The sequence below is a fragment of the Paenibacillus xylanilyticus genome (assembly GCF_009664365.1).
Taxonomy (GTDB): Bacteria; Bacillota; Bacilli; order Paenibacillales; family Paenibacillaceae; genus Paenibacillus; species Paenibacillus xylanilyticus_A.
In genome coordinates this window covers 5,288,541-5,306,424 of record NZ_CP044310.1, presented here as the reverse complement: position 1 = coordinate 5,306,424, position 17,884 = coordinate 5,288,541, and the positions used below count along the sequence as shown (strand labels likewise).

General features: G+C 52.8%; 16 protein-coding genes. All 16 read left to right on the top strand.

The features are described 5' to 3' along the window. The first annotated feature begins 216 nt into the window (after positions 1–216). Entirely contained in the window at positions 217–1,104 is an 888-nt protein-coding gene (locus F4V51_RS23635; protein WP_236146634.1) for a glycosyltransferase family 2 protein, read from the top strand. A gap of 4 nt (positions 1,105–1,108) precedes the next feature. After that, a complete protein-coding gene (locus F4V51_RS23630; protein WP_236146633.1) occupies positions 1,109–2,197 on the top strand; it encodes a glycosyltransferase family A protein in 1,089 nt (362 codons plus the stop codon). Next, entirely contained in the window at positions 2,194–2,967 is a 774-nt protein-coding gene (locus F4V51_RS23625; protein WP_153979855.1) for a glycosyltransferase family 2 protein, read from the top strand. The genes F4V51_RS23630 and F4V51_RS23625 overlap by 4 nt, the downstream gene beginning before the upstream one ends. Beyond that, a complete protein-coding gene (locus F4V51_RS23620; RefSeq protein WP_095292014.1) occupies positions 2,964–3,695 on the top strand; it encodes a sugar phosphate nucleotidyltransferase in 732 nt (243 codons plus the stop codon). Before F4V51_RS23625 ends, F4V51_RS23620 begins: the two co-directional genes overlap by 4 nt. Before the next feature lie 126 nt (positions 3,696–3,821). Next, the gene (locus F4V51_RS23615) at positions 3,822–5,144 is read left to right on the top strand and encodes a GT-D fold domain-containing protein (protein WP_323131785.1); all 1,323 of its coding nucleotides are present in this window, start codon (positions 3,822–3,824) and stop codon (positions 5,142–5,144) included. 64 nt (positions 5,145–5,208) lie between these two features. Next, positions 5,209–6,759, top strand: a complete 1,551-nt coding sequence (locus F4V51_RS23610) for a glycosyltransferase family 2 protein (protein ID WP_162009985.1) — start codon at positions 5,209–5,211, stop codon at positions 6,757–6,759. Between the two features lie 211 nt (positions 6,760–6,970). Beyond that, positions 6,971–7,927 carry an aminoglycoside phosphotransferase family protein gene (locus tag F4V51_RS23605; protein WP_236146632.1) on the top strand — a complete coding sequence of 319 codons (957 nt, stop codon included), beginning with the start codon at positions 6,971–6,973 and terminating at the stop codon, positions 7,925–7,927. Between the two features lie 186 nt (positions 7,928–8,113). Beyond that, positions 8,114–8,392 (top strand): glutaredoxin family protein, encoded by a 279-nt coding sequence (locus F4V51_RS23600; RefSeq protein WP_153979853.1) that lies wholly within the window; start codon positions 8,114–8,116, stop codon positions 8,390–8,392. A gap of 299 nt (positions 8,393–8,691) precedes the next feature. Next, positions 8,692–10,029: an LLM class flavin-dependent oxidoreductase gene (locus F4V51_RS23595; protein ID WP_153979852.1), complete on the top strand. Its 1,338-nt coding sequence runs from the start codon at positions 8,692–8,694 to the stop codon at positions 10,027–10,029. Positions 10,030–10,166: 137 nt separating this feature from the next. Further along, positions 10,167–11,807, top strand: a complete 1,641-nt coding sequence (locus F4V51_RS23590) for an ABC transporter substrate-binding protein (RefSeq protein WP_153979851.1) — start codon at positions 10,167–10,169, stop codon at positions 11,805–11,807. Positions 11,808–11,848: 41 nt separating this feature from the next. Beyond that, positions 11,849–12,781, top strand: a complete 933-nt coding sequence (locus F4V51_RS23585; RefSeq protein ID WP_110756487.1) for an ABC transporter permease — start codon at positions 11,849–11,851, stop codon at positions 12,779–12,781. Positions 12,782–12,827: 46 nt separating this feature from the next. Then, complete coding sequence (locus tag F4V51_RS23580; protein ID WP_153979850.1) at positions 12,828–13,745, top strand: ABC transporter permease; 918 nt, start codon at positions 12,828–12,830, stop codon at positions 13,743–13,745. A gap of 26 nt (positions 13,746–13,771) precedes the next feature. Then, positions 13,772–14,320 (top strand): NADPH-dependent FMN reductase, encoded by a 549-nt coding sequence (gene ssuE, locus F4V51_RS23575; protein ID WP_153980835.1) that lies wholly within the window; start codon positions 13,772–13,774, stop codon positions 14,318–14,320. 69 nt (positions 14,321–14,389) lie between these two features. Beyond that, the gene (locus F4V51_RS23570) at positions 14,390–15,262 is read left to right on the top strand and encodes a LysR family transcriptional regulator (protein ID WP_153979849.1); all 873 of its coding nucleotides are present in this window, start codon (positions 14,390–14,392) and stop codon (positions 15,260–15,262) included. 57 nt (positions 15,263–15,319) lie between these two features. Further along, a complete protein-coding gene (locus F4V51_RS23565; protein WP_153979848.1) occupies positions 15,320–16,381 on the top strand; it encodes an LLM class flavin-dependent oxidoreductase in 1,062 nt (353 codons plus the stop codon). Between the two features lie 60 nt (positions 16,382–16,441). Beyond that, complete coding sequence (locus tag F4V51_RS23560) at positions 16,442–17,665, top strand: amidohydrolase (RefSeq protein ID WP_153979847.1); 1,224 nt, start codon at positions 16,442–16,444, stop codon at positions 17,663–17,665. Positions 17,666–17,884 lie beyond the last annotated feature (219 nt).

Below are 17,884 nucleotides of genomic sequence, written 5' to 3'. Positions count from 1 at the left end.
TCCTATATTAGAAGGTCCTCTCTAAAAAGAGAAGGAGGAGGTGTGCGACGTTTATTTTGACGAATAGGCACTAAAGGGTGAGGCTGAATAACTCTTTTCCTGCCAGAAGCTTATGGAAATCAAGGACAAACGCCGTTTCCACTATTCCCTAATTACATAGAATAACGTGTACTCCCTTGGCATGTTGAGTATTTTTGAGGGTGGGAGGTGACAGTATTGCAGCAGCGTCGTCGTACTGTTCATTCAGCCGCCAAAGTGGTGAGCCGAAAGAGGAAGCCGTTGCACAAAAGACGTGTAAAACCCATGCGCAAGAAGGGTGCGGGAACCCCCAGATACGTCATCTCCCCAATACGGGAGGAAATCCATCCAAACAACCCCATGCTTTCGGTGATCATACCGGCAATGAATGAAGAAAAGACGATTGGCAGAGTTGTTAGGCAGGCGCTTCGCATCTGCAAGGATTCCGAAGTGATTGCCGTTGTCAACGGCTCAACGGACGGCACGGCAGCAGCGGCACAGGCAGCAGGTGCAAGAGTGCTTTTGTATACGGAAGCTCTGGGTCACGATGCAGGAAGACGTATGGGAGCAGCGGCTGCCAGAGGAGGAATTATCCTTTTTACCGATGCAGATATCCCCATACTTGCAGAGCAGCTCGCTCCCTATGTGCAGGCCATATTGGATGGGACAGATGTAGCGCTTAACGATTATGACGGACCGGTTAAACGAAATCCTGTACATCCCGTGGTGGAGGCCAAGCATGTCCTGAACAGCATCCTGGCCAGGCCGGACCTGCAGGGAGCTTCAATGACAGCCATTCCGCATGCGTTAAGCCGCAGGGCACTTGATGTTATAGGCATTCCTTCGCTGGAGGTTCCTCCGCTTGCATTAGCCAAAGCCGTGTCGAGTGGGTTAGAGGTACGCGCCGTTCATCATGTACCTGTAGGTAAAATGAATGCGGTTCGGGTGAAACGGCGAAGCGGGCCAGATCCGCTGAGCCAAGTGGTGCTGAATGATCATCTGACAGCGATCAGGTGGATCACCGACGAACGCGGTCCACGCGGAGGGTATTCCGACCTGCAGCGTGTTCGCTGTCTGACGAGGTGAGAAGATGAAAGAACGTTCGAGAGTTGTCCGCCATCGTCAGACGATGAAAAGACAACTGGCGTCCAGACGTAACATTCCCGGGAGAAGGCGGCCGAAGGGACCAGCAGCCAGAGCTCCAGAACCCAGTTTGAATGCAGTATGGAAGTCGGGTCATCAGGCAGGACGCAGTGCACCTGAAGATAGGGCGCTGGCTGCCCAACATGCACGTCTTGCCTGGCGTGAGCACTGGCAGTCCATCTCGGGAAATTTCGGAAGCTATGAAGCTGCCATGCAGGCAGGGAAAGCATATATGCAAGGATACGAGAAGAGTGCAGGATATCCAGTGGATATCGTTCCGCTCCCCCTCCATCATTCTGCTGCCGCTGTTGTCTGTGCGTGCAATGAAGAACGGACACTCGGTAAAGTAATGGCACAGTTAAAGCGGCTGCCGCTGAAGGACATCATTGTTGTGTTGAATGGAACAACGGACGACAGTTTGAATCTGGTGCTGGCCGAGTCCGATATAACCCTTGTGTATGAACCAGATCGGGCAGGACATGATGTAGGCCGTGCACTTGGAGCGAAAATGACCGAAGCGGAAGCGATTCTTTTTGTGGATGGGGACATGGTGCTTCCGGCCGAACAGCTGGCCCCATTTCTATATGCAGTGGACCGGGGAAGCGATGTGGCCTTGAATGATCTCAATTCGTTACTGCCGCCTTTTGCCCGGCAGGATGATGTGAGCCGGATCAAGGCGTATCTCAACCGTACTCTCGGAAGACCTGATCTGGGATCCAATTCCCTGACTGCCGTCCCGCATGCCCTTTCCCGCAAAATGGTTCTGACCGTGAAGCCTGAATCTCTGGCTGTTCCACCGAAGGCGCAAGCCATGGCGATCCGGCATGGTCTAAGTGTCACGGCGCCTTGCCAAGTGGACGTGATTCGTTCCAATCGTCTGCGTACCACGAATACAGGCAGTGGTAACGAAGTCGCGGGATTGATCATTGGGGACCACCTGGAGGCGATTGCAGCCTGGATGGCGTCAGCAGAGCATGAGCCGGCTTCGCGGATGTTAACCCGAGCCGAAGTGGCTTACAGGAGGAACGCCCGATGACACTGACGAGCATCGTGATTCCAACGTATAACGGACTGGACCTGCTGAAGCCGTGTATTGATGCCATTCGGGAGTATACCGGAGCAGGCACGCCTTACGAGATTGTGGTAGTGGATAACGGTTCCGTCGATGGTACGGCAGCCTATTGTGCCCGTGAACAAGTTCGATTTGTTCGATTACCGGAGAACCGGGGTTTCCCAGCAGCCTGTAATGCCGGGCTGCGTGCGGCCTGCGGTGATGAGCTGCTGCTGCTCAACAACGATGTCACGGTGACCCCGCGGTGGCTCGAAAATCTTCGGCTCGGACTCTACAGTGAAGCAAATATCGGAATCACCGGACCGGTAACCAATTATGCAAGCGGGATTCAGCAGGTTGACCTGGACTTTGGGAGCATGGAACAGTTCCAGCAATTGGCGGCAGCCAACAATGTCTCCGACCCAACCAGGTGGAAGGAAGTCAACCGCATCGTAGGACTGTGTATGTTGTTTCGGCGAGAGGTCATGACGTCCATTGGCTTGCTTGACGAAGCCTATTCGCCAGGACATTATGAGGACGATGATTATTGCTACCGGGCTCGCATGCAAGGGTATCGACTGCTTGTATGCAGAGATGTACTTGTGCATCATCGCGGCAGTGCGAGTTTTCAGAAGACAGACCCGGCTGCATGGAAGCAATTGCTTGAACGGAATCGCTCGATATTTATCCATAAATGGCATGTCGATCCACTTGAATATATTGAGACATCCGATGAGGGAGGGAATGTGGAATGAAAGGTGTAATTCTTGCTGGAGGAACGGGAACACGGCTGTATCCTCTGACGCGGCTGATTAACAAACATCTGCTTCCGGTCGGTAAACATCCGATGATTGTGTATGGCATCGACAGACTCCGTCAGGCGGGCATTGAGGATATTTTGATTGTAATGGGCAAACATTCGGCGGGACTGTATACGGAGTATCTGGGCGGCGGAGCCGAGCTTGGGGTCCGGTTGACCTACCGGATTCAGGAGCAGGCGGGAGGCATTGCAGAAGCACTTGACCTGGCAAAGTCCTTTATTCTTCCTGGTGAAAAGTTTGTTGTACTGCTGGGTGACAATCTGTTCAGTGATGATCTGAAACCTTATGTTGATCGTTACGTGCAGCAGCCAGCGGGAACAGCACGTGTGCTGCTGAAAGAGGTGGATGATGCCAGACGTTACGGTGTACCTGTCTTTGACGCGAACCATCCGGAGCGCATATCGTACATTGAGGAAAAACCTAGCCAGCCGAAAACCTCGTACTGTGTAACGGGGATTTACATGTACGATGATCATGTATTCCATCTGATCGATGGCATTACGCCTTCGGCACGCGGGGAGCTTGAAATTACGGATGTTAATAACCACTATGCCTCTGCTGGCGGCCTGGAGTATGACATCTTGCAAAAATACTGGAGCGATGCAGGTACCTTCGAATCGCTGCAGGAAGCTGCAGTCCGCATGAAGGGACAACTGCCATAACATCATGCGCCTGATGCTGCCGCTGTGCGGTGCCCCATGGGACCCGAGTAACCTGCGCCGGAGCTGGAAGGAGGCTCCGGCGCTTTGTGCAGCGGCGCTCCCGTGCATGTCAAGGGAGGGAATGCCATGAGAGTAGCGAAACGGACCGGGCACACGGAAGCCAGGGCGACAGGTAAGCCGCGAGGTACTCGCCCGGCAGCATTTCAAGGGCAAGGCGTTCTGATGGTGACTGGAACCCCAGAGGCCGGAATCCGGCGGGCTGCCGTCAAGCCCGGGCATCGCACTGCGCGGGCCCCGGCAGGCGCGAGTACTGCTGTGCCGCGTAAGCCTGCCGGCAGGAAGGCCGCTGCACGCCGCCGCTCCGCTGGCAGGCGCGGGCATACCGCGGCTCACGGCCGCCGCCGCGCAGCACCCCGGCGGGCGCCGCGCCCGGCTGCGCGCCGTGCGCCTGTGCCCGCACCGCAAGCCAGCACGCCGAAGGCGGTGCCTGCCCGCGGTGCGGGCACGGCCCCGCTCCGGGCGACACACCACCCGCACGGTGGTGTCGCCCCTGCGGGGCAAGCTGGCGCTGCTGCCGGCTCTGCGGGCAGCGCCAAGGCCCTGCCGCCTGCAGAGCCGGCAGGTGCACCCGGCGGCTACGCCGAGGGCTACCGCGACGGCGTATTCGCGGGCGGAGAGGCGCTGGTGGCGCAGCACATCCCGCCGGACCATATTCTGCCTGCCGTAGCGGCGGCAGATCTGATCGCGGCGGGTTTCCGCCAATATGCGCCCAGCCTCACCCGTCTGGCCAGCCCCCACGAGGTGGCTGACCAGATCCGGGGGGCGCTGGATGCACAGCGCCCCCTGTCGGTCGTTCGCCTCGGAGATGGCGAACTGCTCACGCTGGCAGCCGATACGGTGCTGCCCGGCGAGCAGGTGCAGGAGCTGGCACCGTTTCTGCCTTACGCAGGGGTGCCGCGCTCCGTTCCCGAGATTCGGGCTGCGCTGGCCGAAGCAATACAGGGGGCGGATTGGGTAGGCGTTCCGATCTCCCGGGCGCCCACGTTTCAAGGCTTGTTATTCCCGGTGATGCGCCACTTCGGGATTGACTGGTCCCGGTTGAAGCTGACCAGTTCCACTATCAACTATAGCCTGCATCAGACGGGGCTGCTGCTGCCTATCCTGCAAGGTCGCCGCGTGCTGGTGATCGGCAGTCAGGCAAGCGGGCTCGGTGCACTGCTTCTCAGTCACGGAATCCATGTGACAGGCATCATTGGTTCGGTTGCGGGGGTTATGGATGTGCCCAGGGTGGTGCAGGAAACGGCAGCGCATTCCTTTGATATTGCTCTGGTTGCTGCAGGAGTTCCGGCCGTAATCCTGTGTCGGCGCATTGCCGGCGAACTCGGCAGGGTTGCTCTGGATTTTGGGCATTTGGCAGATAAATTGGTTACAGGAGAGCTTCATCTCTAATGGAGTCTGGCGGATGGCTGACGCGACGCGATGCATCCGGACGAGGGGAAATGGGGGAAGCAGCATGAGCAAACCAGGTATCATATCTAAGCATCGGGGCTCCGGACCCGCCAAAGTTGTTCTGCATTCCGCTGGAAAGAGCACGGTTCGGAAGTCGGGATACAGAGGGAAAGGCAAACGGGGGGCTCGAGCTGTCAAACTGTACAAACAAGGGTACAGTAGGGGATACGATGAAGGGGTAAGACAGGGTCAGAGTTCTTTTGGATTGTTATTTGAAGGGGTCAGCATCATTATTCCGACCTATAACCAGCGGGAGTATGCCCTTAAATGTGTATCCAGTATCGAGAAACATACGCCTGCTCCCTACGAAATCATTGTAGTGGATAATGGTTCGAAGGACGGGACAGCAGAAGCGATGCTGCGTAAAGGCGGCATGGTGAGAGTGGCTGCACTGGAGGTTAACCGCGGATTTGCCGGAGGTGTCAATCAGGGGCTAATGATGGCGAGAGGCCGTCATATCGTGGTGCTGAATAACGATACGCTGGTCACGCCAGGCTGGCTTGATAACATGATGGCCTGCCTGGACAGTGATCCGGAGATTGGCCTGGTCGGCCCAGTCACCAACTATATAGGAGGCGATCAGCAGATCGATGTTCCGTATTCCGAGGTGCAGGATATGTGGTCCTTTGCCGCCAGACACAACCGGCCTGACCCTGGTAAACACCGGGTAACCGAACGGCTTGTCGGCTTTTGCTGGCTGTTCTCACGAGACCTGCTGGAGCGGGTGGGATATCTGGACGAAGGATATGCGGTAGGCAACTTCGAAGATGATGACTGGATGATTCGGGTGAAGATGGCAGGATACAAGCTTGCGGTCGCAGGAGATGCCTTCATTCATCACTTTGGCAGCGTCAGCATGAAGGCGCTGGGGGAACCGGATTTTGCGGCTGTGAACAAGGGGAACGAACAATTTCATTCCAGGAAGTGGGGAGATCCTCACGCTTTGGTCGCGAAGACATTGCAGCTTGCACAACATATGGCACAGGAGAAATCATCGGCAGCGCCGGATTCCGCCCATTTGGGCAAAGCCAACCCGCGTCAGCAATTGTCCACGAAGGGCAGTCAGGACGAGGTACCGAAGACAAGACGCAGCAGCGACTTTTATCCTGAAGGCTGCTTCGTGTCCGATGCAAAAGGCGATGTATACCGTCTGGCGGGAGGACTGCGCCGCAAGCTGAATATTCCCGTACCGCGAGGCATATCCCCTGTTCAGGTAGCCAAACCGGATCTGCTGGGGATCCCTGCCGGAGAAGCTGTAGTGTCATCAAGTGAAATTCGGGGCTGGCCGCTTGAAGTGAGGCATGTGCATGTTTCATCGATTCATGACTCGGACACGGGTTGGACGGAAGGCTGTATCCTTGCGGCAGCTGATGCGCCGGAGGTTCGGTATCAGATCAGCGAGGGCAGACGAAGAAAATTCGCAACGGTATATGCAGCAGAACAATGGGGCGTACATTCCGGTCATGTATTGAGCGTGTCTCCGGAACAGCTGCATGCAATTCCGGAAGGCTTGCCCATCATTGCACCGCCGCAGCTTTTAAACGAAGATCTGTAAAGATGAGGCTCGCTGTGAACCGGTTCGGCATGATGCGAGATGTAATGTGCAGCGTACGGCTCCATTTCATTTCGCATCCAGGCTTTCCATGCGTTACATACAAGGCAATCTTTGTGTTTATGGATGATTGTAAAGTAAGCGATTTCATTTTACACTATGACCAATTGAATCATCGCAGAGCTAACTTAAGCATGCGATATGGGGATGGTGCATGATGAAGAATGAAAGCATCGTACTGGCTGAACGAATAGCCAGTCATTTTTTGCAGGAAAAAGTTAAGGCAGCACATCAGATTGTTGGGAAGGGTTTCGTCAATCAGGTTTGTGTGGTCGAGACGGAGCAGCATAATGTTATTGTGCGTATGAACGATAAAGACCAATATCCGATTTTTATGAAGGAACGATGGTGCTTAGAGCAAGTAGCAGCCGTTGGGGTTCCAGGACCTGAGACGTTATCGGTTGGTATTATGGATGAAACAGCTTATATGATACAAACGGTTGTCCAAGGAGATAATGGACTGGATGCAAAGACAGACACGGTTGAAATCTGGAGAAAGCTCGGCGAGTACGCCAAACGGATTCATTCCATTCCAGCAGCAGGTTTCGGCGAACGGATGGACCCGGTCTCGGGTACATTTTATTCCCCGCCGCATGCGGGATCAGATGGCAGCTGGGAGGGATACGTCCAGTACAATATCAATAGCTTGACGGAGCATGATACCTTAATTGAGCTGGGCGTACTAACTCAAGCAGAATCGAAAAGGGTAAGACAGCGGTTCGAGCGTTTGAAAATGGAAACGTTCCGTTTTGGCCTGTGTCATGGTGATCTCTCTTTGAAGAACACGATGGTTGATTTGGCGGGCCAGATTACACTTTTGGATTGGGGAAATGCAGAAGTCACTGTGGTACCGTTCGGCGATATCATACATATGATACGATGCCAGATCCATGGAGAAGGACCCAATAAGGTAGAATTAGAAGCCTTTATGGAGAGCTACGGACTGAATGAACATGAGCTGGAACAGATGAGACTTGTGATGGTCTTGAAGACCTTTGATACGCTTAGATGGGCTATCGATCAAAGTCCAGATGAGGTTGATTTTTACGCCGGGATGGCCCGGAAAGTCCTTACTCTGGTCAAGGAAGCATGCAGAGATGGATGGATGTAATCGCTTTTTCAAAAAAATTAAATTTAATCTTTCTATGCTGCTATAGGTTTATTCTATTAGGAGCTCCATTGACGCTTGAGGGTACGAAGAGTACATTTATAGCCATAATTCTTATTTAACAGGTAGGAATTAAAGGTCTGAGGCATGCCTCGATCTTATCCTTGAATACAATCAGGAGGGTTATCGATGTCTACATCACCCAAAAAAGTAGTGCTATGGAGCAAAACAGGCTGTCATTTCTGTGGAGAGGTCAAAGCGTTTTTGACATCACGGAATCAGCCTTTTGAGAACATTGAAGTGGAAGGCCATGATGTGCTGAGGGATGTGCTTGAAGCGAAATACGGCATTCGGCATGTTCCTGTGATTGAAGTTGGAGGAGAAGGCAAGTTTGAGGCTTTGCTGGAACCGGATCTGGAGAAGCTTGCCGCGCTTTTGGCCCATCCGGATGAGGCAGCAGCGGTCTGATCGTCCTTTGCACTATCGGATTAAATTCGTCGTTTCCGGCTATAGAAAGCTGCTGGGACAGTGGAACGTAGCCGGGAGCGTACGAATGAACCTGTCTTATACAGATCTCTGATTTATATATAGAAAAGTTCTATTAGTCACCCCGTTGACCCTTTCACAGGGCAGTGATAAGATTTGTGAAATTATAAAACTGACCAAACTCATAGGAATAGTTACTTTTGAGTTTCGAAAATGTAAATGTCGTGTCCTGGATCCTGTTGCATCAACCTAAATCCAATATGAGGGAAGGCGGAATGTATATGACGGCAAAACGCAGTTTGAAATTTGGAGCCATTGTTCACGGTGTCGGAGGCAGCATGACCACATGGAGACACCCGGAGGTTCAACCGGATGCGAGTGTGAATTTTGAGTTCTATAAGCGCCAGACGCTGAAAGCGGAAGAAGGTAAGTTTGATCTCGTTTTTATTGCCGATGGTCTGTACATCACCGAAAAATCCATTCCCCACTTCCTGAATCGGTTTGAACCGATCAGCCTGTTGTCTGCCTTGGCAGCCGTCACTTCGCGGATTGGTCTGGTGGGAACGCTCTCCACGTCCTACAGCGATCCGTTTACCGTTGCCAGACAGTTTGGTTCGCTTGATCTGATCAGCGACGGCCGCGCAGGCTGGAACGTGGTTACCTCCCCGCTTGAAGGATCAGCCAAAAACTATAGTAAAAGCAATCACCCTACCCATCCAGAGCGATACCGAATTGCAACCGAATATTTGCAGGTAACCAAAGGCCTGTGGGATTCATGGGAAGATGATGCGTTTGTTCGAGACAAAGAGAGCGGTGTTTTCTTCGATCCATCCAAACTGCATACACTCAATCACGAAGGGGAGTTCTTCTCCGTACAGGGACCACTGAACATTGCCCGTTCACGCCAAGGTCAGCCGGTGATCTTCCAGGCAGGCTCCTCCGATGATGGCAAGACCCTTGCAGCGAAAGAAGCGGATGCGGTGTTTACCGGACATGATACGATCGAGGATGCACAGGCCTTTTACAAGGATGTCAAAACGCGTGCGGCTTCCTATGGACGTTCCTCTCAGGATATCGTCATTCTGCCAGGCATCAGCCCGATTGTAGGACGGACGGAAGAAGAAGCCGAACGTAAATACGAGGAGATTGCCAGCCTCGTTACGATCGACAAAGCGCTGGATTATCTGGGACGATTCTTCGAGCACCATGACTTCTCCCAATATCCGCTGGATGAACCGTTCCCTGAACTGAACGGCATTGGCAGCAACAGCTTCCGCAGCGGCACGGATAAAATCAAGAAGGATGCCAAAGAACAGGGATTGACCCTGCGCGAAGTGGCATTGCGTGCGGCTACGCCGAAGAGCAAATTCCTGGGTACACCGGAACAGGTAGCTGACAAAATACAGGAGTGGTTCGAAGCAGAGGCTGCTGACGGGTTCATTATCCATTCGGAATTGCCAAGTGGTCTGTCTGATTTTGTGGAACTGGTCGTTCCGATTCTGCAGGAGCGCGGCATTTATCGTACGGAGTACGAGCACGATACACTCCGTGGCAATCTCGGTGTGCAGATTCCGGTGAATCGTTATACGGCTGCCCGGGAGCAAGTGCAGCAGGCATAAGATGAACTGCACGTGAGATGGGCGCTAGAGCGATATGAATTCTTAATTGCAATACTTCCGTGTTTTAAAACCGACTTATCTCATAGGTTATATATAAAATAAAAAATGACACCTGTATACACAGAGGGGGAAACGATATGAACAGGTCTATCGCATGGATGAAATTTATGGCACTGGCAGCAGTATTGGTAATGGTATTGTCCGGTTGCGGAGCGGGCAGCAGCTCCAGCGGTGCGGCTCAGGCATCGGGTGGTGAACAGGCGAGTGAAGCGGAGGGCGGGAATCTGACTTTCGCACTCGCAACTTCACCGGATACGCTGGATCCTCACCGAAGCGGGCTTGCCGTTACGGTACGTGCCATCCGGACCATTTACGACAATCTGGTGGTGCAGCTGCCTGATGGTTCCATCAAACCATGGCTCGCCACGGAATGGAGTGTATCTGAGGATGGCAAGAGTTACACGTTCAAGCTGCGTGAAGACGTGAAGTTCCACGATGGCACGCCGTTTAACGCAGAAGCCGTGAAGTACAACCTGGATCGTGTCATCGATCCTGCTACCAAAGCTGCCAATTCCCTTGCGCTGATCAGACCCTATCAATCTTCCGAGGTCATTGATGAATACACCATCAAGGTGAATCTGGAAACACCTTCACAGGCCTTCCTGGGCAACTTAAGCCAGGCTCTGCTGGGTATCGTGTCCCCTACAGCTGCCAAGAAATATGGCGATCAACTGGGCAAAAACCCGGTGGGCACCGGGCCGTATACCTTCGTGAAATGGGATGAAAATGCCGATATCGTCGTTGCCAAAAACAAGGATTACAACTGGGGCCCAGAGACGGTTGAAAACAAAGCTGCACCTCATCTCGATACGATCACGTTCAAAATTGTACCAGAGGAAGCGACACGGATTGGAAGCGTACAGAGCGGTCAGGTTCTCGCTGCAGAGACCGTTCCACCGCAAAATGTTGCGGCTCTGAAGAATGATCCGAACCAGCAATTGCTGCAGGCCAATACGGTGGGACTGCCGTATACTCTCTTCTTCAATCTGCGCAAAGCCCCTTGGGATGATGTGAAGGTCAGACAGGCGGTACAATCCGCCGTAGATGTGGAATCCATCGTCAAAACGTTGTATCTGGGCAACTATGAACGAGCATGGTCTGCATTGTCTCCTGGCATTTTGGGTTACGATGCCTCGCTGGAAGGAAGCATCAATCCGGACATCAACAAAGCCAATCAGCTGCTGGATGAGCAGGGCTGGGTGAAGGGTGCGGATGGCATACGTGAAAAGGATGGTCAGAAACTGACGCTGCGTTATGTGGATGGTTCCCCAAACCGGGAGAAGCGCAATGATATCGCCGCCATCATTCAGCAGCAGCTGAAACAGGTTGGCATCGCCGTTGAAGTTGAAATTACAAAAGACATTGCCACGGTCATTTATCAGAACTGGGACTATGATCTGTATGGCAACAGCCAGGTCAATTCCGATCCGAATGCCCTATACGCCTTCTATCATACAAGCGCAGAAGGGGAGCGTCCTACGTTGTCCGGGTTGTCTGATCCGAAGATCGACGAGCTGCTGGAACAGGGAGCGGTGGAAACGGATCCCGAAAAACGTGTGAAGATCTATAACGAGATTCAGCAATTTCTGATTGATCAGGCTGTCATTCTACCGATCTATGTATTCCCTTATACGGTTGCAGCATCCAAATCCGTTCAGGGAGTCAAGTTTGATTCGCTTGGGTACCCATTGTTCAACGATGTGCGAATTCAGCCCTAACATGACAGCCCATCACGCATTCAGGAAGGAGACGACCCGGTATGGTTCAAACGATACTGACTCGGCTTGCAACATCACTATTTGTAATATTCGGAGCTTCGGTGCTGGTGTACTGCATCATGTATCTTCTGCCGGGTGATCCGGTCCTGCTCATGCTGGACCCATCCTCGGCTACGCCGGAGATGATTGAGAATTTGCGGGCGCAGCTTGGTCTGGATCAGCCGTTTTACATTCAATTTGCGAACTATTTCGGCGACATGCTGCGGGGCGATTTTGGCAAGTCCATGATGAACTCGGATCCAGTACTTCCCAAAATTCTGGAGCATTTCCCGGCCACCCTGGCACTGACGGCACTGAGTTCCATCATCGCCATTACCATCGGCATCACGCTTGGCGTGCTGTCCGCCATCCACCGAAATGGCGTGATTGATTTTATTGCCCGTCTTGTTGGACTGTTTGGTATCTCCATGCCAACGTTCTGGACCGGCATTCTGTTGATTCTGCTGTTCTCGGTTCAGCTCGGCTGGTTCCCGGCCATGGGTTCGGAGGGCTTCGCCTCATTGGTTCTTCCAGCAGCCACCCTCGGTCTGGTTGGTGCAGGTTTCATCGTGCGGATGGTACGTAACAGTATGCTTGAAATTATTAATGAACCGTTTATCGTCGCCTTGCGTGCCAAAGGGCTTACGGAGCGAACCATCATGTACGTTCATGCACTGCGCAATGCACTGATTCCCGCCGTAACGGTCATTGGCATGTTGATTGGGGATCTGCTCGCGGGAACCGTCGTGGTCGAAACGGTATTCTCCAGACAGGGAATCGGACGGATTATTGCCGATGCCTTGATGGCGAAAGACCTGCCTGTGGTACAGGGCGTTGTCTTTTTTACGGCAATCATCTACGTGGTGCTGAATCTGTTGGTGGATATCTCGTATGCGTACATCGATCCAAGGGTCAGACGTGCAGTACGTACTTGATTGCGAGGACCATCTGTACTTTGAGGGATGAGGAAGGAGGACTCTTATGAGCATGAAACCATTGGTGGGTGACAAAAAGGCATGGGCCGGCAGCAAAGGGCGTGTACGCCTGTGGAATCGCCGTTTGGGACGTTACCGCTTCTCGTTTGCGGTTTCCCGGTTATTCTTTTATGCAGCGCTGCTGGTCGTGTTATTCACCGTTACCTGTGCCATTGTTCCGGGCTGGATTGCTCCTTATGATCCAACTCAGATGATGACGGATGCGATCCTGCAGGCACCTTCTGCTGCGCATTGGTTTGGAACGGATTATTTCGGAAGGGATATCTTCAGCGTCGTCGTGCACGGCAGCAGGGATTCACTGCTAATCGGATTCGCTTCAGTGCTTGTCGGTGGCCTGGTGGGAAGTGCCCTGGGGATTATCTCAGGGTATGTTGGTGGAATGGTAGATACGGCGATTATGCGTACTGTCGATATTCTGATGGCTGTCCCGGGAGTACTGCTGGCCTTGTCCGTAGCTGCGGCACTGGGTCCTGGACTGCTGAACATTGCACTGGCCGTTGCGGTAGCCTCCATTCCGGGATATGCACGGGTCATGCGCGGACAGGTGATGTCTGTCAAAAGCCTGCCGTTTATCACAGCGACACGGTCGCTTGGCGGTTCGAACGGACGTATTTTCTGGCGGCATGTCCTGCCGCATTCCCTGTCTCCGCTGCTTGTGATGGCAACATTGGGGGTGGGTACTTCCATCCTGACGGGTTCCGGTCTCAGTTTTCTTGGACTTGGGGTGTTGAAGGAAATTCCGGATTGGGGCGCACTGCTCTCGCAGGGACGCGGTTACCTGACCGTAGCCTGGTGGATCTGTACTTTCCCTGGACTCGCCATTACCATGTTTGTACTCGCAGTGAATCTGATTGGAGACGATATTCGTGACCGGCTTGATCCAAGAGTAAAAGGAGCGGCTTGACCGCTATTCCAAGGAGGAGATTAATGATGTCTCATGTCGTTATTATTGCCGGAGCACCTTCCAAACGTTCACGTTTGACCGGCCTAACCGAGTATAGCAGCAATAAATTAACCGAAGCAGGCATTACTGTTGAGGTGATACATGTAGCGGATCTGCCAGCTGAAGATCTTGTGCAGGCCCGGTTCGACAGTTCACATGTGCGAGACGCGCTTGCCGTCGTTGAAGCCGCAGACGCAGTAATATTGGCTACGCCTGTGTATAAAGCATCCTACTCCGGTGTACTGAAGCTGTTCCTGGATCTGATTCCACAGGAAGGGCTGCACGGTAAAGTGTCACTTCCGCTTGTTATCGGCGGCTCCATTGCGCATCTGCTGGCTATCGATTATGCATTGAAGCCTGTACTTGCCGCACTTGGGGGAAGACATATTTTGGGTGGGGTTTACGCGGTTGATCAAGGCGTAGAGCGTCTGGATGACGGAAAATATGCGCTTTCGGCTGACATTGCAACCCGATTGGACCGTTCGCTGGATGAATTGATATTGACACTGGAAAAGGATGGTATTACGATTACTTAAACCCAAGTAAATTGATTGGTTAAATTGATATAAGGTCAAACGTCTGTGGACCTGGATGCGGAGGCGCTTATGAATATTGAGAACATTGAAGCATTTGTATATATCAATCATTACGGAAGCTTCAATAAGGCTGCCGAAGTACTCTTTTTGTCCCAACCATCTGTAACGGCTCGTATTCAATCCCTGGAACGTGAGCTTGGCTGCAAGCTGTTTGATCGGCTTGGCAAACAGATCGTGCTCACGGATGAGGGGAGAAAATTCCTACCTTACGCGCAGCAGGTGCTGCAGGTTATCCAAAAGGGCAGGCAGAAGATTCAGCAGCGCCGGACGACACCAGACGCGCTTCGTCTCGGCAGTACCGTATCGGTATCCAACTATGTCATTCCGGACTTCCTCCCCAAAATCAAGGAAGCCTATCCTGAGGTCAACATCAAGCTCACAACGGCTACAACCGATCAATTGGTCGCGAAGCTGCTGAATCAGGAGATTGATCTGGCATTTGTACGCAAGGTTATGCACCCGGCCATACGTACCATTGCTTTTTATGAGGACCCGATCCAGCTGTATGTTTACAAGGGACACCCATTTATAGAACGCGGACACGTCAGCATGGAGGCGATTCGCAATGAGCGGCTGGTTTTCTTCGAATGCGGTTCCCTGGACTGGCTGCGTATTCACCGTGCGTTCGACTCCCTGGACCATCCGCCGGATATTACATATCATGTGGACCATTCGGAAACGGCGAAGAAACTGGTTCTTCAGGGAGCGGGTATTGCCTTCCTGCCGGGACTGACGGTGCAGAAGGAAGTGCAGGACCAGGAGCTGTTTCCCATTCAGGTTCATGAAGTGGCTGGTGTATCGCTGCAGATTAGTGTCGTGACGTTAAAAGAAGAACATTCACCGTTTGCAGAGCCCTTTGGGGAGCTGCTGCGGCAGTTATAGAAGCAAGAACGGGCTTGGCAGCCGAATACGGCAGCTTAATTGGAGGAGGAGAAACGTATGGGGATTCGTCTTGGCATATTGGATCAGACCCCAATCTATGAAGGGGAGACACCGGTGGATGCATTCCGGCATACCATTGAGCTGGTGCAGCGAGCAGAGCAGCTTGGATTTCACCGATTCTGGGTATCGGAGCATCACGATTCAGGACATGTGGCAGGTTCTTCACCAGAGGTGCTGATTTCGCATTTGCTGGCACATACAGAGCGAATTCGTTTGGGTTCCGGTGGGGTGATGCTCCAGCATTACAGTCCTTACAAGGTTGCCGAGAATTTTAATGTGCTCGCAGCGCTTGGACCGGGAAGGATCGATCTGGGCATAGGACGTGCGCCAGGAGGACTGCCCCGTTCTACGCAGGCTCTGCAGCAGGGCATTCAGGAGGCAGCGTCACTGAAGGAGAAAATACGTCAAGTGAAGCAGTATATTCATAATGAACCGTACGCAGATGAAGCCCATCCACTTGCCGGTTTAAGTGCTGCACCTGTGTCCGAAATACCTGCCGAGCTGTATGTGCTTGGAGCAAGTGTCGATAGCGCTGGCATGGCGGCGGAACTAGGACTCCCTTATGTGTTCTCCCTGTTTATCAATAGCAATATTGAAGTGGCACAAGAAGCTCTTCGGGTATACCGCGAGCAATTCAACCGCTCAGAAGGCCGGGAGCCTTACGCTGTTCTTGCGATCTCCTTAATTGTGGCAGAGAGCAAGGAAGAGGCTGAAGAGCTGGCAAGTGAGCATATGCTGGTCAAGATCCACCTGGAGAATGGCAAAGTACTGACGGTTGGTTCAGTGGAGCAGGCAGAAGAATTCGGACGGCAATCAAATGAGAAATATCGCATTGAGGTTCTGGAGCCGAGTGTAACCCGTGGAACAAAGGAAACCGTAGGTCAGGCTCTGCAAAAGTTTCAGGATGAGTTTGCCGTGGATGAGTTGATTGTCACAACAGCCACACGTGATTTCGCGAAACGCATTCGCTCTTTTGAATTGCTGCGCGAGGCATTGGATGAACAGGGACTGGGTGAATTCTGGAGTGAATCCGAACCTGCGCAAGCGGCTATTGGTTAGATTGGAATTCAGAAACTGCTTTTTTTGCAGCACATAGATGACGATGAAGGAGGCAGCGTTATGAAGAGTGAGCTGGAACAGCCCAAGCAGCAGATAGGGCAAGAGGAAAGAGGCACGCAGCGCATCCCTGCGGTAACCGATGAAGCATTTGCGGAGCGGTTAATCGCGATTCGGCGGCATCTGCATCGCTATCCGGAATTGTCGGGCGAGGAAAAGGAAACGACGGCCGCCATCCGCGGCTGGCTGGAGGAGGAAGGGGTACGTATCGCAGATGAATATTCACTGCGTACGGGTCTTGTCGCCGAAATCGGTCAAGGGGACGGCCCTGTTGTTGCCCTTAGAGCAGATATAGATGCTTTGCCGATCCAGGAAGAGACGAAACTTGAATTTGCTTCCCAGGCTGCAGGCAAGATGCATGCTTGCGGGCATGATGCACATACGGCCATATTGGTTGGTGCGGCTCGTTTGCTGAAACAGCGGGAGTCCGGACTGCCGGGCAAAGTGAGGCTGCTGTTCCAGCCTTCGGAAGAAAAAGCAACGGGCGCACGGCAGGTTATTCAGAGCGGAGCGCTGTCTGACGTCCGTGCCGTGTTTGGTCTGCATAACAAACCGGATCTTCAGGTTGGCACCGTCGGTATCCGTGAAGGAGCACTTCTGGCAGCGGCGGATGGTTTTGTGATAAACGTTGAAGGGGTGGGCACACATGCTGCGGTACCCGAAGCGGGAATCGATCCGATTGTTGTTGCCTCGCATATTGTAACGGCTTTGCAGGCAATTGTGAGCCGGAATGTGGGTGCACAGGAGAGTGCCGTGATTAGCGTAACCAAGATTCACAGCGGTACAGCCTGGAATGTCATTCCGGATCAGGCCATATTGGATGGCACGGTGCGTACCTTTGACGAGAAAGTCCGTGCACGTATTCGTGAACGATTCAACCAGGTCGTGTCCGGTGTGGCGGCTGCATACGGTACACGGGCGACGGTTCGCTGGATTCAGGGACCGCCTGCGGTGGTTAACGATGCTTCGCTGGCTTCCGCGGCGGAACAGGTGGCTGCTGAAGTAGGATTGAACAGTGTTAGACCGCTGCCCTCTCCGGCAGGTGAAGATTTCTCCTTTTATCAGAAGCAGGTTCCAGGCCTGTTCCTTTTCCTTGGTACATCCGGACCACATGAGTGGCATCATCCTGCATTTGATCTGGATGAACGGGCGCTGCCGCTGGGAGCGCATCTGCTCGCTGCTTTGGCAGAGCAAGCGCTGCAAAACCTGCAGCAGCAGGGTGAGTGATGCGATAAACGCAAGTACCAAACAGTGTGCTTTGAAAGGACGGTTATCCTCATGGGGTGACCGTTTTTTTGTCTGGCAGGCAGAAAAATGAATGCACAACAAAGAGATGGATTCAAATCAAAGAAGCTTCTTGAAATGGAAAAATATTGTTGACGGTCTCAATTTTGTATGCTATATTTTTCTCGATTATTAATCGTAATAATTACTATTAATGCAGTG